This window comes from Pseudomonas sp. R5-89-07 (assembly GCF_003851685.1).
Taxonomy (GTDB): Bacteria; Pseudomonadota; Gammaproteobacteria; order Pseudomonadales; family Pseudomonadaceae; genus Aquipseudomonas.
This window is the reverse complement of sequence record NZ_CP027727.1, coordinates 1,066,094-1,082,956: the sequence shown is the minus strand read 5'-3', so window position 1 is coordinate 1,082,956 and position 16,863 is coordinate 1,066,094. Positions and strand designations below refer to the sequence as shown.

The following is a 16,863-nucleotide window of genomic DNA, read 5'->3' as shown; positions in this document are numbered from 1 at the left end:
TGCAAAGTGCTGCCTGCCGACCCAGCATGAACCGTCCAGGCGATCTTATTCGCTGGAGAGCAGGTCCATGGTGTGTTTATCCATCATTTCCAGTGCACGACCACCGCCACGCGCCACGCAGGTCAACGGGTCTTCGGCGACGATCACCGGCAGGCCGGTTTCCTGGGCCAGCAGCTTGTCGAGGTCGCGCAGCAACGCGCCACCACCGGTCAGCACCAGGCCACGCTCGGCGATATCGGAAGCCAGTTCCGGCGGCGACTGCTCCAGGGCGCTCTTCACAGCCTGAACGATGGTGGCCAGGGACTCTTGCAGAGCTTCCAGCACTTCATTGGAGTTCAGGGTGAACGCACGCGGTACGCCTTCAGCCAGGTTGCGACCGCGAACATCGACTTCGCGAACTTCGCCGCCCGGGTAAGCGGTACCGATTTCCTGCTTGATGCGCTCGGCGGTGGATTCGCCGATCAGGCTGCCGTAGTTACGACGCACATAGGTGATGATCGCTTCGTCGAAACGGTCGCCGCCCACACGCACGGATTCGGCATACACCACACCGTTGAGGGAAATCAGGGCGATCTCGGTGGTACCGCCACCGATATCCACCACCATCGAACCGCGGGCCTCTTCAACCGGCAGGCCGGCGCCGATTGCGGCGGCCATCGGCTCTTCGATCAGGAACACTTCGCGGGCACCGGCGCCAAGGGCCGATTCACGGATGGCACGACGCTCCACCTGGGTGGACTTGCACGGGACGCAGATCAGCACACGAGGGCTGGGCTGCAGGAAACTGTTTTCGTGAACCTTGTTGATGAAGTACTGCAGCATCTTTTCGCAGACACTGAAGTCGGCGATCACGCCATCTTTCATCGGACGAATGGCAGCAATATTGCCTGGTGTACGGCCGAGCATGCGCTTGGCCTCGGTGCCAACGGCAACGACACTTTTCTGATTACCATGGGTCCGAATGGCCACAACCGATGGCTCATTCAGAACGATACCGCGCTCGCGCACGTAAATAAGGGTGTTGGCAGTGCCCAGGTCAATGGAAAGATCGCTGGAAAACATGCCACGCAGTTTCTTGAACATGGGAAAGGGACCCTAGGCAACGCGTGGGTAAAAAAGTGCGGCAAACTCTAACAACGACAGGGATTTTGGGCAAGGCGCCAATGTGCTAAATTGGCCGACTTTCTGTGCACCAACCCCCACAATCGCGGCCTTATGACCGTAGAAATGCGGTAGTGTTCCGACAATCTAACACACGGAAGCCCTCCGTTCTGTTTTCCACTGGAGAATCCCATGGCGCTTGAACGCTCCGACGTGGAAAAAATCGCGCATCTGGCCTCGCTTGGCCTCAATGACGCCGATCTTCCACAGACCACCGCAGCCCTGAACAGCATTCTCGGGCTGGTTGACCAAATGCAGGCCGTCGACACCGACGGCATCGAGCCCCTGGCTCACCCGCTGGAAGCCAGTCAGCGCCTGCGCGCCGACGTCGTGACCGAGCGCAATCACCGCGAGGCCTACCAGTCCATCGCGCCAGCGGTCGAAAACGGCCTGTACCTGGTTCCGAAAGTCATCGACTAAAGGGAAAGAGCCTTTCATGCATCACATGACTCTGGCCGAGATCGCCCGCGGTCTCGCCGACAAAACGTTTTCTTCCGAAGAGCTGACCACGACCCTGCTGGCGCGTATCGCCGAGCTGGACCCCAAGGTCAACAGCTTCATCAGCCTCACCCAGGAGCTGGCCCTGAGCCAGGCCAAGGCCGCCGACGTACGTCGTGCCAACGGTGAGAACGGCGCGCTGCTGGGCGCCCCGATTGCCCACAAGGACCTGTTCTGCACCCAGGGCATTCGCACCAGCTGCGGCTCGAAGATGCTCGACAACTTCAAGGCGCCCTACGACGCCAGCGTGGTCTCCAAGCTGGCCGCCGCCGGCGCCGTGACCCTGGGCAAGACCAACATGGACGAATTCGCCATGGGTTCGGCCAACGAGTCGAGCTACTACGGCGCGGTGAAAAACCCGTGGAACCTGGAGCATGTACCCGGCGGTTCGTCCGGTGGTTCGGCCGCTGCCGTTGCCGCGCGCTTCCTTCCGGCCGCCACGGCCACCGACACCGGCGGCTCCATTCGCCAACCGGCCGCGTTCACCAACCTCACCGGTTTGAAACCGACCTACGGTCGCGTTTCCCGCTGGGGCATGATCGCCTACGCCTCGAGTCTCGATCAGGGCGGCCCGCTGGCGCGCACGGCTGAAGACTGCGCAATATTGTTACAAGGTATGGCCGGCTTCGATAAACAGGATTCCACCAGCATCGATGAGCCGGTGCCAGACTACAGCGCCAGCCTGAATACGTCGCTCAAGGGCCTGCGCATCGGCGTGCCCAAGGAATACTTCAGCGCCGGTCTCGACCCACGTATCGCCGACTTGGTGCACAACAGCATCAAAGAGCTGGAGAAGCTCGGCGCGGTGATCAAGGAAATCAGCCTGCCGAACAACCAGCACGCGATCCCTGCCTATTACGTGATCGCCCCGGCCGAAGCCTCCTCCAACCTGTCGCGGTTCGACGGTGTGCGCTTCGGCTATCGTTGCGAAAACCCCAAAGACCTCACCGACCTGTACAAGCGCTCCCGTGGCGAAGGCTTCGGCGCCGAAGTACAGCGCCGGATCATGGTCGGTGCCTATGCCCTGTCGGCTGGCTACTACGACGCGTACTACCTCAAGGCGCAGAAGATCCGTCGCCTGATCAAGAACGACTTCATGGCGGCCTTCGAAGAAGTCGACGTGATCCTCGGCCCGACCACGCCGAACCCGGCCTGGAAGATCGGCGCCAAGACCGGCGATCCGATCGCCGAGTACCTGGAAGACCTCTACACCATCACCGCCAACCTCGCGGGCTTGCCGGGCATGTCCATGCCCGCCGGTTTCGTCGATGGCCTGCCGGTCGGCGTGCAATTGCTCGCCCCGTATTTCCAGGAAGGCCGCCTGCTCAATGTGGCGCACCAGTACCAGTTGAACACCGACTGGCACACTCGCACCCCTACCGGCTTCTGAGGAGAACACTATGCAATGGGAAGTTGTGATCGGGCTGGAGATTCATACCCAGCTCGCCACCCAATCGAAGATTTTCTCCGGTAGCGCCACCACGTTCGGCTCCGAGCCCAACACCCAGGCCAGCCTGGTCGACCTGGGCATGCCCGGCGTGCTGCCGGTGCTGAACCAGGAAGCGGTGCGCATGGCGGTGATGTTCGGCCTGGCGATCGACGCCGAGATCGGCCAGCACAACGTGTTCGCGCGCAAGAACTACTTCTACCCGGACCTGCCCAAGGGCTACCAGATCAGCCAGATGGAACTGCCGATCGTCGGCAAGGGCCACCTGGACATTCCCCTGGAAGACGGCACCATCAAGCGCGTCGGCGTAACCCGTGCGCACCTTGAAGAAGACGCCGGCAAGAGCCTGCACGAGGAATTCCCCGGCGCCACCGGTATCGACCTGAACCGGGCCGGTACGCCCTTGCTGGAGATCGTGTCCGAGCCGGACATGCGCAGCGCCAAGGAAGCCGTGGCCTACGTCAAGACCATCCACGCGCTGGTGCGCTACCTGGGCATCTGCGACGGCAACATGGCCGAGGGCTCGCTGCGTTGCGACTGCAACGTGTCGATCCGTCCCAAGGGCCAGGCCGAGTACGGCACCCGCTGCGAGATCAAGAACGTCAACTCGTTCCGCTTCATCGAGAAGGCGATCAACAGCGAAGTGCGTCGCCAGATCGAACTGATCGAAGACGGCGGCAAGGTGATCCAGCAAACGCGCCTGTACGACCCGAACAAAGACGAAACCCGCGCCATGCGCAGCAAGGAGGAAGCCAACGACTACCGTTACTTCCCCGACCCGGACCTGCTGCCGGTGGTGCTGGAAGATTCGTTCCTCAACGATATCCGCGCCACCCTGCCGGAACTGCCGCAGCAAAAACGCGAACGGTTCCAGGAGCAGTTCGGCCTGTCGGTCTACGATGCCAGCGTACTGGCGTCCAGCCGTGAGCAAGCCAACTACTTCGAAAAAGTCGTGAGCATTGCCGGCGACGCCAAGCTGGCGGCTAACTGGGTCATGGTCGAGTTGGGCAGCCTGTTGAACAAGCAAGGCCTGGAAATCGACGAAGCGCCGGTGAGCGCCGAACAACTGGGCGGCATGCTGCTGCGCATCAAGGACAACACCATTTCCGGCAAAATCGCCAAGACGGTGTTCGAAGCGATGGCCGCCGGTGAAGGCAGCGCCGATGAGATCATCGAGAAGCGCGGCCTCAAGCAAGTCACCGACAGCGGCGCCATTTCCGCCGTACTCGATGAAATGCTCGCGGCGAACGCCGAGCAGGTCGAACAATATCGCGCGGCTGACGAAGCCAAGCGCGGCAAGATGTTCGGCTTCTTCGTCGGCCAGGCGATGAAAGCGTCCAAGGGTAAAGCCAACCCGCAACAAGTCAACGAACTGCTCAAAAGCAAGCTCGAAGGCTGACAGCAGTGAAGGCGCCGAGTGAGTTTTCATGCTCGACTCGGACCTTCTGTGGGAGGGGGCTTGCTCCCGATAGCGGTGATTCAGTCAACACATCAGTGACTGGCCCACCGCTATCGGGAGCAAGCCCCCTCCCACATTTGATATGGGGATACCCAGAATGAAGCGTCTACTCGGCCTCCTGGCCCTGTTCTCCCTGCTGACCGGTTGCGCCAGCGGCGTCATCGACCCCAACGGCTACGACGAAACCGGCACCGCCTCCTATTACGGTGCCAGGCACCATGGCAAAAGAACCGCCAGCGGTGAAGCCTTCAACCAGAACGCCCTGACCGCGGCCCATCGGCGCCTGCCCTTCGGCACCCAGGTCAAGGTGACCAACCTGGATAACAACCGATCTGTCGTGGTGCGCATCAATGATCGCGGCCCGCATACCCGTGGACGGCTGATCGACCTTTCCCGCAAGGCCGCCGAGCAATTGCGTATGCTGGGCAGCGGCACCGCACGGGTGCGCGTGCAAGCCCTGAACAACTGATCGAGGCCGCCTTGAGCATTTTTGGATTGAACGCCCTCTCGCCCTGGAGCCTGCTGGAACTGGTCAGCGGTTTGCTGCTGTTGATCGTCGGCGCTGAAGTGCTGGTACGGGCCGCAGTGCGCCTGGCCGCCAGCCTCAAGGTGCGGCCATTGATCATCGGCCTGAGCATCGTGGCCTTCGGCAGCAGCGCGCCGCAGATGGCCGTCAGCCTGCAGGCCACCCTGGCCGGCAACACCGACATCGCCGTGGGCAGCGTGATCGGCAGCAGCATCTTCAACATCCTCGTCACCCTGGGTTTGTCGGCGCTGATCATCCCGCTACGGGTGTCGCGACAACTGGTGCGCCTGGACATCCCGGTCATGATCGTGGCCGGCCTGCTGGTGTTCGTCCTGGCCGCCAATGAGGCGCTGACCCCGTTCGACGGGCTGGTGCTGCTGGTTGCGCTGGTGGCCTACCTTGGCGTGCTGCATTACCAGACGCGCCACTCCCGCCGCCCCCGCACACTCGCCACCGTAACCCGGGCGCCCTGGCTGAGCAGCGTGCTGTTGATGCTGGGCGGGTTGCTCGTGCTGGTGCTGGCCGGGCACCTGCTGCTGGGTGCGGCCGTAGAGGTAGCGAGTGACCTGGGCTTGTCGGAGCGCATCATCGGCCTGACGCTGATCGGCGTCGGCACCTCGCTGCCCTGCCTGGCGACGTCGCTGATTGCCGCCTTGCGCGGCGAGCGGGAGATTGCCGTGGGCAACGTGATCGGCAGCAACCTGTTCAACCTGCTTGGCGTGCTGGGCTTTACCGCGATGGTGGCGCCGTCGCCGCTGTCGGTCTCACCCAACGCCCTGGACTTCGACCTGCCGGTCATGCTCGGCGCCATCATCCTGTGCCTGCCCGTGTTCTATACCGGCTACCGCGTCACGCGGGTCGAAGGCCTGGTGTTGCTGGGGCTCTATGTGGCTTATGGCCTGCATGTGATGGCGTTCACCACTGGCATGCCCCTGGCCGCCAAACTGGAACAATTGATGCTGTTTTACGTCTTGCCGGCGTTAGTGGTGGTGCTGTTGTTCACCTCGCTGCGCGCCTGGCAGCGCCAACACAAGAGGGAGTCGCAATGACCGATCAGAAAAAGCCAGGGGTTGAAGTGCGTCGCCAGGTGATGGGCGATGCCTTCGTTGACCGCGCCCTGGGCAATGCCACCGAGTTCACCCAGCCGCTGCAGGATTTCGTCAATGAACACGCGTGGGGTAGCGTGTGGAATCGCGAGGGTTTGCCGCTCAAGACGCGCAGCTTGATCACTCTCGCCGCCCTGACCGCGCTCAAATGCCCGCAGGAACTCAAAGGCCATGTGCGCGGCGCGTTGAACAACGGCTGCACCGTAGAGGAGATCCGCGAAGCGTTGCTGCATTGCGCGGTGTATGCCGGAGTGCCGGCAGCGATCGATGCGTTTCGGGCGGCACAGGAAGTCATCGACACCTATCAGAAAGAAGCTTAGATCCAGCCACCCGCCTGCAACACGAAGATGCCGATATTCGTGGTCACCGCCGCCATCAGCGTGGTGATCACGATAATCGCCGCCGCCAGTTCATGATTGCCCTCGGCCGCCCTGGCCATCACGAAGCTTGCCGCCGCCGTCGGCGCGCCGAAGTACAGAAACAGAATGCCCAGCTCCGGCCCACGGAACCCCAGCAGCCATGCACCCAAGGTGGCGATCACCGGCAGCCAGACCATCTTCATCAAGCTCGCGCTCAAGGCCATTTTGCCGCTCTTGCGCAGCGCCGCCAGGGACAAGGTGCCACCAATGCAGATCAGCGCCAGGGGCAAGGTGGTGTCCGCCAGGTACTGCATGGATTTTTCCAGCCAACCCGGCAAGCCGATCTGGAAATAGGCAAACGGCGCAGCGACGATCACGCTGATGATCAGCGGGTTGGCCACCACACTCTTGAAGATGCTCCACGGGTCGGACTTGATCACCGGGCTGTACACCGCCAGCACAATGGTCGACAGGGTGTTGTAGAACAGGATCACCAACGCCGCAAGGATCGCACCGAGGGAAATCCCGTAGTCGCCGTACATGCTGGCAGCCAGCGCCAGGCCGATCACCCCGTTATTGCCGCGAAACGCACCCTGGGTGTAGATGCCCCGGTCTTCGCGCTTGCAGCGCAGGATCGCCCAGCCCCACGCCATGGCAAAACTCACCAGCGTGGCCACGGCAAAGTAGATCAGCAAGCCCGGCTTGAGCGCTGAATGCAGGTCGGCATGCAGGATGCCGAGAAACAGCAGCGCCGGCATGGTAACGTTGAACACCAGGGACGAGGCGGTATGGATAAAGTTGTCGTTGATCCAGTTGATGCGTTTGAGCAGTACACCGAGAAACAGCATGGCGAACACCGGCGCGGTGATGGTGAGCGTGGTGAGGAAGATTGCCAGCATGCCGGGGAGAACCTTGGTGAGCGTCGTGAGTGGGCTAATGATAAGCCATACCGCTCGACGGTGCCTGATAGACCGCTATCGGGGGCAAGCCCCCTCCCACATTTTGACCGCATTTGTCCTGGAAGAATGCGGTCAAGTGTGGGAGGGGGCTTGCCCCCGATTGCAGGCGACTCGGTCTCAGGTAATCGGCGCCGGGTTGAACAGGGTGATGTCGTTATGCAGCTTGTGCCGCTCCGCCCACGTCTGCTTCTTGCCGCTGGCCACATCCAGGTAAAAGTGAAACAGCTCCCAGCCCAGCTCCTCGATACTCGCGCGCCCGGTGGCGATGCGCCCGGCGTCGATGTCGATCAGGTCCGGCCAGCGCTGCGCCAGCTCAGTGCGCGTCGACACCTTCACCACTGGCGCCATCGCCAGGCCGTAAGGCGTACCGCGCCCGGTAGTGAACACATGCAGGTTCATACCCGCCGCCAGTTGCAAGGTGCCGCACACGAAGTCACTGGCCGGGGTCGCGCAAAAAATCAGGCCCTTGCCCTTGAAGCGCTCGCCGGGGCCGAGCACGCCGTTGATCGCGCTGCTGCCGGACTTGACGATGGAGCCCAATGACTTCTCGACGATATTCGACAGCCCGCCCTTCTTGTTGCCCGGCGTGGTGTTGGCGCTGCGATCCGCCTCGCCCTTGGCCAGGTAACGGTCGTACCAGTCCATTTCCCTGACCAGCTCCTGGGCCACTTCCTTACTCTCAGCCCGAGACGTCAGCAGGTAAATCGCATCGCGTACCTCGGTCACTTCGGAAAACATCACCGTCGCCCCGGCACGCAGCAACAGGTCTGACGCATAGCCCAGCGCCGGGTTGGCGGTAATGCCGGAAAACGCATCACTGCCGCCGCATTGCATGCCCAGGATCAGCTCGGACGCCGGCACCGTTTCACGGCGGCGCTGGTCGAGCTTTTTCAAGCGCACCTCGGCCAGCGCCATGATCTGTTCGATCATCTCGGTAAAGCCGTGACTGGAATCCTGCAACCGGTACAGCCACGGCTCGCTCAGGTCGACGGAGCTATCGTTGTCGTGCATCACTTGCCCGGCCTGCAGTTTCTCGCAGCCCAGGCTGATCACCAGGGCTTCGCCGCCCAGGTTCGGGTTGCGCGCCAGGTTGCGCACGGTACGGATCGGGATATAAGCATCCGTGGCCGTGATCGCCACGCCACAGCCGTAGCTATGGGTCAGCGCCACCACGTCATCGACCTGGGGGTACTTGGGCAGCAACTCGTCCTTGATGCGCTTGACGGCATGGTCCAGCACGCCGGTCACGCACTGCACCGTGGTGGTGATACCCAGAATATTGCGCGTACCCACGGTGCCGTCGGCGTTGCGGTAGCCCTCGAAGGTGAACCCCTCCAGCGGCGCCTGGGACTCAGGCACCTCGGTGGACAGCGGAAGGCTGTCCAGCGGCGGCGCGGTGGGCATGCGCAGCTGGTCTTCCTGCACCCAGCTGCCACGCGGGATCGGCGCCAGCGCGTAGCCAATCGTCTGGCCGTAGCGAATGATCTGGCCGCCTTCGGGGATATCTTCCAGGGTCACCTTGTGGCTCTGGGGGATGAAATCCACCGTGACCAGGCCGTCCGGGAATTCGGTCCCGGCCGGGACGCCCTGGTCATTCACCACGATCACCACGTTGTCGCGCTCGTGCAAACGAATCGAGCGCGGCGAGTCGGCATGTTCAATCAACTGCATCACACGAACCTCAGGAATGCGCTTGGGAAAGGTTGGTCAGCTCAGGGCCTTTGCTTGGCGGCTCCTTGAGCACCACGCGCTTGATCGGGCCGACGATTACCAGATAGCTGAACACCGCCACCAGCGCGTTGGCGCCGACGAACACCAGGGCCCACTTGAACGAGCCGGTGGTGCTGATGATGTAGCCAATCACAATCGGCGTGGTGATGGAGGCCAGATTACCGAAGGTGTTGAACAAGCCACCACTGAGGCCGGCGATCTGCTTGGGCGAGGTGTCGGAGACCACTGCCCAACCGAGTGCGCCAACGCCTTTGCCGAAGAAGGCCAGGGCCATGAAGCCCACCACCATCCACTCAACGTCCACGTAGTTACACGCGATGATACTGCTGGAGACCAACAGGCCGGCAATGATCGGCGCCTTGCGAGCAAAGGTCAGGGAATGGCCCTTGCGCAGCAGGTAGTCGGAAATGACGCCGCCGAGCACACCTCCGATAAACCCGCAGATCGCCGGCAGCGAAGCGATGAAGCCGGCCTTGAGGATGGTCATGCCACGGTCCTGCACCAGGTACACCGGGAACCACGTCAGGAAGAAGTACGTGATGCCGTTGATGCAGTACTGGCCCAGGTAGACGCCGAGCATCATGCGATTGGTCAGCAACTGACGAATGTAATCCCACTTTGGGCCGTCGGTTTTTTTACCCTTGCCCTTGTCCTGGTCCATGTCGACCATCGCGCCATTGGCCGCGATGTGATTGAACTCAGCCTCGTTGATCATCGGATGCTGGCGCGGGCTGTGGATGACTTTCAGCCAGATCAGCGAGAAGACGATGCCAATCGCGCCCATCACGATAAACACGTGCTGCCAGCCGAAGCTGTAGACGATCCAGCCCATCAACGGTGCAAACAGCACGGTGGCGAAGTACTGCGCAGAGTTGAAGATCGCCGATGCCGTGCCGCGTTCAGCCGTGGGGAACCACGCCGCCACAATGCGCGCATTGCCCGGGAACGAAGGCGCTTCGGCCAGGCCCACCAGAAAGCGCAGCATGAACAGCGCGACGACTGCGGTGGAGACACCGAACTCGCCGACGTAGCCTTGCAGCACGGTGAACAGTGACCAGGTGAAAATGCTCAGGGCATAGACTTTTTTCGAGCCGAACCGGTCAAGCAGCCAGCCACCGGGAATTTGACCGGCAACGTAGGCCCAACCGAATGCAGAAAAGATATAACCGAGGGTGACCGCGTCGATGCCGAGGTCTTTTTGCAGGCTGGAGCCGGCGATGGCGATAGTGGCACGGTCGGCGTAGTTGATCGTGGTCACCAGAAACAGCATGAGCAGGATCAAATAGCGGACGTGGGTCGGCTTGGTCGCTTGCATGTAGAAGTACTCCCACTAATTATTTTTTTTGCGGGTAATCGTTGTGTATTGCTTGATGCTGCCTCTTGTAGGAGCGAGCTTGCTCGCGAAAAACGTCAACGAATACGCAGGCATTCAGGATGCACGCGGTGCCCTTGAGTTTTTCGCGAGCAAGCTCGCTCCTACGGGTTACGAACCGATGTAGCTGGTTTTCACCACGGTGTAGAACTCTTGCGCATAGCGACCCTGCTCACGCGAACCGTAGGATGAACCCTTACGGCCACCGAACGGAACGTGGTAGTCCACGCCGGCGGTCGGCAAATTGACCATGACCATCCCGGCCTGGGAATGGCGCTTGAAGTGGTTGGCGTACTTCAGCGAGGTGGTGGCGATACCCGCCGACAGGCCGAATTCGGTGTCGTTGGCCATGGCCAGCGCTGCCTCGTAATCGGCCACCCGCACCACGTTGGCCACCGGGCCGAAGATCTCTTCACGACTGATACGCATGGCGGCTTCACTGTCGGCAAACAGCGTTGGCGCCAGGTAGTAGCCCTCGGTGTCGCAGGTCACCAGACCGCCACCGCTGACCAGCCGCGCACCTTCGCTTTGGCCGATGTCGATGTACTTCATGTCCTGGTCCAACTGGGCCTGGGAAACCACCGGGCCAATGTCGGTGCCGCTGGTGAGTGCGTGGCCGACCTTGATCGACTTCATGCGCTCGGCCATCGCCGCGACGAACTGGTCGTGGATGCCGGCGGTGACGATCAGGCGGCTGGAAGCGGTGCACCGTTGGCCGGTGGAGTAGAACGCGCTCTGTACCGACAGCTCGACGGCTTGCTTGAGATCGGCGTCGTCGAGAATGATCTGCGGGTTCTTGCCGCCCATTTCCAACTGCACCTTGGCCTGGCGCGACACGCAACTGACCGCGATCTGGCGGCCCACGCCCACCGAGCCGGTAAAGCTGATGCCGTCGACTTTGGCGCTGTTGACCAACACATCGCCGACGACGCGGCCGCTGCCCATCACCAGGTTGAACACCCCGGCCGGGAAACCGGCACGGGAGATGATTTCAGCCAGGGCCCAGGCACAGCCGGGTACCAGTTCGGCCGGCTTGATCACCACACAGTTGCCGTAGGCCAGGGCCGGGGCGATTTTCCAGGCCGGGATGGCAATGGGGAAGTTCCAGGGGGTGATCAGGCCGACGACGCCGAGGGCTTCACGGGTGACTTCCACGTTGACGCCCGGACGCACCGACGGCACATAGTCGCCAGACAGGCGCAGGCATTCACCGGCGAAGAACTTGAAGATGTTACCGGCGCGGGTCACTTCGCCGATGGCTTCGGGCAGGGTCTTGCCCTCTTCCCGGGCCAGCAAGGTGCCGAGCTCTTCGCGGCGGGAGAGGATTTCGCTGCCCACTTTATCCAACGCATCGTGACGCGCCTGGATACCGGAGGTGGACCAGGCCGGGAAGGCGGCACGTGCAGCCTCGATAGCGCTGTTGACTTGGGCGACGTCGGCCTTGGCGTATTCGCCAATCACATCGGAAAGATCCGACGGGTTGATATTGGTGCAGTAGTCGGCACCCGCTACCCATTCGCCGTTGATGTAGTTCTCGAAACGTTTTGCTTGGGACACGAATCTTCTCCTGACGCAAAAGGCCGCTGATTGCTCAGCGGCCTTGTTGATAAGTTATTGCGCGCCTTGCTTGTCGATCAGCGCGGCCAGGGCTTCGTATTCTTCCGGCAGCAGATCGGTCAGCGGGGTGCGCACCGGGCCGGCGTCGTAGCCGGCGATCTTCGCACCTGCCTTGACGATGCTCACGGCGTAGCCGGCCTTGCGGTTACGGATGTCCAGGTAGGGCAGGAAGAAATCGTCGATGATCTTGGCGACGGTGGCGTGATCATCCTTGGCAATCGCGTGGTAGAAGTCCATCGCGGTTTTCGGAATGAAGTTGAACACTGCCGAGGAGTACACCGGCACGCCCAGGGCCTTGTAGGCAGCGGCGTAAACTTCTGCAGTCGGCAGGCCGCCGAGGTAGCTGAAACGGTCGCCGAGACGACGGCGGATCGAAACCATCAACTCGATGTCACCCAGGCCGTCCTTGTAGCCGATCAGGTTCGGGCAGCGCTCGGCCAGGCGCTCGAGCAGTGGTGCGGTCAGGCGGCAGACATTGCGGTTGTACACCACCACGCCGATCTTCACCGATTTGCACACAGCTTCAACGTGGGCGGCAACGCCGTCCTGGCTGGCTTCAGTCAGGTAGTGCGGCAGCAGCAGCAGGCCTTTGGCCCCCAGGCGCTCGGCTTCTTGAGCGTACTCGATGGCCTGGCGGGTAGCACCGCCGACACCGGCAAGAATCGGCACGCTGGTAGCGCAGGTATCAACAGCAGTCTTCACCACCTGGGAATATTCGCTGGCGGCCAGGGAGAAAAACTCACCGGTGCCGCCCGCAGCGAACAGCGCCGTGGCGCCATACGGGGCAAGCCATTCAAGACGCTTGATATAGCCCGCCTGGTGAAAGTCACCCTGGGCGTTGAAATCGGTCACCGGAAAAGACAGCAGACCGTGAGAGAGGATGGACTTCAGTTCTTGTGGATTCATTATTCGAACACCCTGGGCGAAGACTTTCTGAGGAAAGCGTTGTTGTTGGTTTAGATGATGTCGTACGTCATCGTACAACTATAAAAAGATTCGTCAACTGCAATTCATCGACGTTTATCTCAAGCGCGCCGTGGAAACCGATTTCTTGACGCAGGAAATTTTACCTCTATGCTCGAGATGACTGTATGCATATACAGTAACCAAAGAAGATTATCACGACATAGCAAGGAGCTAACATGTCAGATCTTGAATACGCCACACCCACCCAGAACCGCCCTACCCTGCGTTTCGAAGGCAGTGAACACACCGCCATCGGCGACGACACGCTGTTGCGCTTTGCCAAGGGCGCCGCCGCGATCCCTGCGTATCAGGTCGAACTGCATTTGCCCAACGGGCTGGCGCTGACCTACGGCCAGGTGATTGCCCTGGGCGGCGATTTCTACGGCATTCCCGGCCAACCCATCAGCGATGGCGCCTCCCCTGCCGACCGCGTGCAACGTTTCACCGCCGCCTTCAATTCGCTGGCGGTACTGCCTGCTTCACGGGAAGAGGCCGGCAAGATCCTGGCGGTGATGCAAAAAGAGATCAACGCGGTCAAACAGGCCCTCAAGGACGGCAAGCAGCCGCATGAAGCCTATGATGCCCTGGGTGATACGTTGTCCGAGGAGTGGAACCGCATCACCGGTGGCGGCAGTGCGGTTTCTGCACTGATCCCGCTGGGGCGCTACTTGAAATTGGCGGCGGACAATGCCGACCATTTTGGCGAATGGGCCTTGTCCGCCTACCTGGCCGGGCACACCGCGGCGCTGCAACAGGCGGTCGTCGCCCATCAAACCGGCACCGACCAGGCACTGGAACTGGCGTATGCCATGAACAGCTTTGCCGATCACTTCCTGACTGACCTGTTTTCCGCCGGCCATTTGCGTGTGCCGCGCAAACAACTGGCAGCAGTGGTCACGCCTGGAGAGCTGGGCTCGCTGATCAGTCGCTTCATGCACGATGAAGACAGCAAGTTCGGCCTCAAGGTGCGCAACGCCATGGGTGCTCAGTGGCACGCCTATGGAGATAGACGCTATTTCGACATGATCGATGCGGACAACCGGACTCAGGTTAAAGGCGCAGTACAAGCGTCAGCCGATGAGATTTTCGAGACCTTCCTCAGCGGCGTGGCGCCCTCACCGGCCACCTTCAAGGCGCCGTTGTATGTGCCGGATCTGAATGCCGTACAGAACCCGGCGAACAACTTCTCGCCGCTGTTCAAGATGGAGGGGGACAAGGTGTTGCGTCGCAAGGAGGTGAATGATCTGAACGACAAGCACTGGACGAATGACTGGTGGGGGTGGAGTACGTATTTATTGCTCAAGGACTACAAACCGAATAGGCCGCTGCCTTGAGAAAATTATTTACGCGCGGAACCGCTCGTCGCTACTGTCAGATCTGACAGTAGCGACGTATTTGTCGAGTTCATAAGGTACCTCCAATTCCCTGTAGAACAGTGCAGAAAACACACCGTCACTGGGAAGCATGCAACTACCCGTAACTTAGGAGGTGATCCATGTCCATGAAAGTAAACGTCGTTGATAGAGGTAAAAAGAAGCGCGCGCTCGACTTCGAACCCCAAATTGGCGACGAGATCTACAACTCTGTAACTGGCTTGCAAGCAGTCGCCCGCAAAGTTTATGACGAGGAGGCCAACGAAGTTATCGTCTATATGGAACCATCCCCAAACCCATACCCTTGAACAAACCTCCTACCCGCGCTGCGCCTCCGCCTCTTCATGGGCATGGCGCAGCCTTTCCCGACTGTTGGTCAAATGCAGCCGCATCGCCGCCCGCGCCGCGTCCGAATCCTGGCGTGCGATAGCCTCGTAAATCTCTTCGTGCTCGCGGCTCAGGCGTCCCATGTAATGCTGCTGATCATCATGGGCCAGCCGCGCCGAATTCAGGCGGGTACGCGGAATGATGCTGGTGCCCAGGTGGGTCATGATGTCGGTGAAGTAACGGTTGCCGGTGGACAGCGCAATTTCCAAATGAAATGCGAAGTCTGAAGCCACTGCATCACCCGCATGGGCCGCGCTTTCATTCAAGGCGTCGAGGGCGGCACGCATCGCTGCCAGTTGCTCATCATTACGGCGCAAGGCAGCCAGGCCAGCGGACTCCACTTCCAGGCTGATACGCAGCTCCAGGATCGCCAACACATCACGCAACGTCACCACCGTGGCCGGATCGATCCGGAAACCGCTCGGGCTTGGTGTATCCAATACGAATGTACCGATACCGTGCCGCGTCTCTACCTGCCCAGCTGCCTGCAAGCGCGAGATGGCCTCGCGCACCACAGTGCGGCTGACCCCATGGGCATCCATGATCGCCGACTCGGTGGGCAGCTTGTCGCCACGTTTGAGCTGGCCGTCGCGGATCTGTTCGGACAACACCGTGACCAATTCCTGGGCAAGGCTGCGGCGCTTGCGGGGCAGACGTGGGGCGGCGTTGGCGTTTTCCATGATGAATCATCTTTCTCGGCGAACTGAAGACGCATCATAGCCCATGGCGGTTGTACGATCACCGTTCCTGTGGTGACTTTCATCTCTATGCGGCAGGCAAAAAAATGCCCCGGCAACCGCCGAGGCATTTTTCAGGCTCGCCCGAAGGCAACAGCCGCTTACTTCACCACTTTCAAGCTCGGTCGGCCGGTAGGGCGCGGCGGCTCGCTATCCGGTGGTGGCACATCATCGCCGCCATCGCTTTCGATCGTTTCGTCATCCTCGAAAGGTGACTCCAGATCGAACACCATGCCTTGGCCGTTTTCACGGGCATAAATCCCGAGGATGGCGCCGATCGGCACGAACAGCGTATGCGGCACACCGCCGAAACGCCCTTCGAAGCTGACCGCTTCGTTGTCCATGTGCAGATGGCGCACGGCGCTGGGCGATACGTTCAAGACAATCTGCCCGTCACTGGCAAAACCCTGCGGAACCTGAACCGCAGGAAATTCGGAATTGACCAGCATGTGAGGGGTGCAATCGTTGTCCACAATCCACTCATAGAGCGCGCGGACCAGGTAGGGTCGACTGGAGTTCATCAGCGGCTCCTTAAGCCTTAGCGCATGTCGCGTTCGACACCAGACAGACTCGCCTGGAAAGCCTCACGCGCGAACTGGCGCTCCATGTAATCAAGCAACGGCTTGGCCGGCCGTGGCAGTTCAATGCTCAGAATCGGCAAGCGCCAGAGTATGGGTAATAGGCAGCAATCCACCAAGCTTTGTTCCTCGCTGAGGAAAAAAGGTTTATCGGCGAACAACGGCGAAACACCGGTCAGGCTCTCGCGCAATTCCTTACGCGCCTGTACCCGAGCGGCTTCTTTGGAACGCGAATCCAGAATCACATCCACCAGCCCGCACCAGTCACGCTGGATCCGGTGGATCAGCAGGCGGCTGTTGGCACGCGCCACCGGATACACCGGCAGCAAAGGTGGATGCGGGTAACGCTCATCCAAGTATTCCATCACCACGGTTGACTCCCACAACGCCAGGTCACGATCGACCAGGGTGGGCAAGCTGCCGTAAGGGTTCACTTCGATCAGTTTCGGCGGCTGACGGCCTGCCTCCACGCTGATGATCTCGGCGCTGACACCCTTCTCTGCGAGCACGATGCGTACTCGGTGGGAATAGTGGTCGGCGGGGTCGGAGTAACAGGCCAACCGATTGGTCACGCCCATGGCGGTCCT

General features: G+C 61.0%; 17 protein-coding genes. 8 read left to right on the top strand and 9 right to left on the bottom strand.

Annotated features, from left to right (window positions below):
* Positions 1-45 precede the first annotated feature (45 nt).
* Positions 46-1,083 (bottom strand): rod shape-determining protein MreB, encoded by a 1,038-nt coding sequence (gene mreB / locus C4J94_RS04850; protein ID WP_002555108.1) that lies wholly within the window; start codon positions 1,081-1,083, stop codon positions 46-48.
* Between the two features lie 210 nt (positions 1,084-1,293).
* On the opposite strand from mreB, the gene gatC reads away from it, so the two are divergent.
* From gatC to C4J94_RS04820, 6 genes are all read left to right on the top strand, one after another.
* Entirely contained in the window at positions 1,294-1,581 is a 288-nt protein-coding gene (gene gatC / locus C4J94_RS04845; protein WP_124385147.1) for an Asp-tRNA(Asn)/Glu-tRNA(Gln) amidotransferase subunit GatC, read from the top strand.
* Between the two features lie 16 nt (positions 1,582-1,597).
* Positions 1,598-3,049, top strand: a complete 1,452-nt coding sequence (gene gatA / locus C4J94_RS04840) for an Asp-tRNA(Asn)/Glu-tRNA(Gln) amidotransferase subunit GatA (RefSeq protein ID WP_124385146.1) — start codon at positions 1,598-1,600, stop codon at positions 3,047-3,049.
* Positions 3,050-3,059: 10 nt separating this feature from the next.
* Positions 3,060-4,505: an Asp-tRNA(Asn)/Glu-tRNA(Gln) amidotransferase subunit GatB gene (gene gatB, locus C4J94_RS04835; RefSeq protein WP_016976220.1), complete on the top strand. Its 1,446-nt coding sequence runs from the start codon at positions 3,060-3,062 to the stop codon at positions 4,503-4,505.
* Positions 4,506-4,662: 157 nt separating this feature from the next.
* The gene (locus C4J94_RS04830; protein ID WP_124385145.1) at positions 4,663-5,034 is read left to right on the top strand and encodes a septal ring lytic transglycosylase RlpA family protein; all 372 of its coding nucleotides are present in this window, start codon (positions 4,663-4,665) and stop codon (positions 5,032-5,034) included.
* Positions 5,035-5,060: 26 nt separating this feature from the next.
* A complete protein-coding gene (locus C4J94_RS04825; protein WP_124388922.1) occupies positions 5,061-6,140 on the top strand; it encodes a calcium/sodium antiporter in 1,080 nt (359 codons plus the stop codon).
* Complete coding sequence (locus C4J94_RS04820) at positions 6,137-6,517, top strand: carboxymuconolactone decarboxylase family protein (RefSeq protein ID WP_124385144.1); 381 nt, start codon at positions 6,137-6,139, stop codon at positions 6,515-6,517. Before C4J94_RS04825 ends, C4J94_RS04820 begins: the two co-directional genes overlap by 4 nt.
* On the opposite strand, the gene C4J94_RS04815 is transcribed toward C4J94_RS04820, so the two are convergent.
* From C4J94_RS04815 to kdgD, 5 genes are all read right to left on the bottom strand, one after another.
* Entirely contained in the window at positions 6,514-7,455 is a 942-nt protein-coding gene (locus C4J94_RS04815) for an AEC family transporter (protein ID WP_124385143.1), read from the bottom strand. The genes C4J94_RS04820 and C4J94_RS04815 overlap by 4 nt on opposite strands.
* Before the next feature lie 177 nt (positions 7,456-7,632).
* Positions 7,633-9,186 (bottom strand): galactarate dehydratase, encoded by a 1,554-nt coding sequence (gene garD / locus C4J94_RS04810; protein ID WP_124385142.1) that lies wholly within the window; start codon positions 9,184-9,186, stop codon positions 7,633-7,635.
* Positions 9,187-9,196: 10 nt separating this feature from the next.
* Positions 9,197-10,561 carry an MFS transporter gene (locus C4J94_RS04805; protein WP_124385141.1) on the bottom strand — a complete coding sequence of 455 codons (1,365 nt, stop codon included), beginning with the start codon at positions 10,559-10,561 and terminating at the stop codon, positions 9,197-9,199.
* 168 nt (positions 10,562-10,729) lie between these two features.
* Positions 10,730-12,175, bottom strand: coding sequence for an aldehyde dehydrogenase family protein (locus C4J94_RS04800; RefSeq protein WP_124385140.1), 1,446 nt, complete (start codon positions 12,173-12,175; stop codon positions 10,730-10,732).
* 54 nt (positions 12,176-12,229) lie between these two features.
* The gene (gene kdgD / locus C4J94_RS04795) at positions 12,230-13,141 is read right to left on the bottom strand and encodes a 5-dehydro-4-deoxyglucarate dehydratase (RefSeq protein WP_122720915.1); all 912 of its coding nucleotides are present in this window, start codon (positions 13,139-13,141) and stop codon (positions 12,230-12,232) included.
* 236 nt (positions 13,142-13,377) lie between these two features.
* On the opposite strand from kdgD, the gene C4J94_RS04790 reads away from it, so the two are divergent.
* On the top strand, positions 13,378-14,535 hold the full coding sequence (locus C4J94_RS04790; protein ID WP_124385139.1) for a phospholipase: 1,158 nt from the start codon (positions 13,378-13,380) through the stop codon (positions 14,533-14,535).
* A 161-nt stretch (positions 14,536-14,696) separates the two neighbouring features.
* Positions 14,697-14,882: a hypothetical protein gene (locus C4J94_RS04785; RefSeq protein WP_124385138.1), complete on the top strand. Its 186-nt coding sequence runs from the start codon at positions 14,697-14,699 to the stop codon at positions 14,880-14,882.
* Positions 14,883-14,891: 9 nt separating this feature from the next.
* Here the strand turns inward: C4J94_RS04785 and C4J94_RS04780 are convergent, their stop codons facing one another.
* From C4J94_RS04780 to C4J94_RS04770, 3 genes are all read right to left on the bottom strand, one after another.
* A complete protein-coding gene (locus C4J94_RS04780; protein ID WP_124385137.1) occupies positions 14,892-15,641 on the bottom strand; it encodes a FadR/GntR family transcriptional regulator in 750 nt (249 codons plus the stop codon).
* A 158-nt stretch (positions 15,642-15,799) separates the two neighbouring features.
* Positions 15,800-16,219, bottom strand: a complete 420-nt coding sequence (locus tag C4J94_RS04775) for a ClpXP protease specificity-enhancing factor (protein WP_124385136.1) — start codon at positions 16,217-16,219, stop codon at positions 15,800-15,802.
* A gap of 17 nt (positions 16,220-16,236) precedes the next feature.
* Positions 16,237-16,854: a glutathione S-transferase N-terminal domain-containing protein gene (locus tag C4J94_RS04770; protein WP_124385135.1), complete on the bottom strand. Its 618-nt coding sequence runs from the start codon at positions 16,852-16,854 to the stop codon at positions 16,237-16,239.
* Between the last annotated feature and the right edge of the window lie 9 nt (positions 16,855-16,863).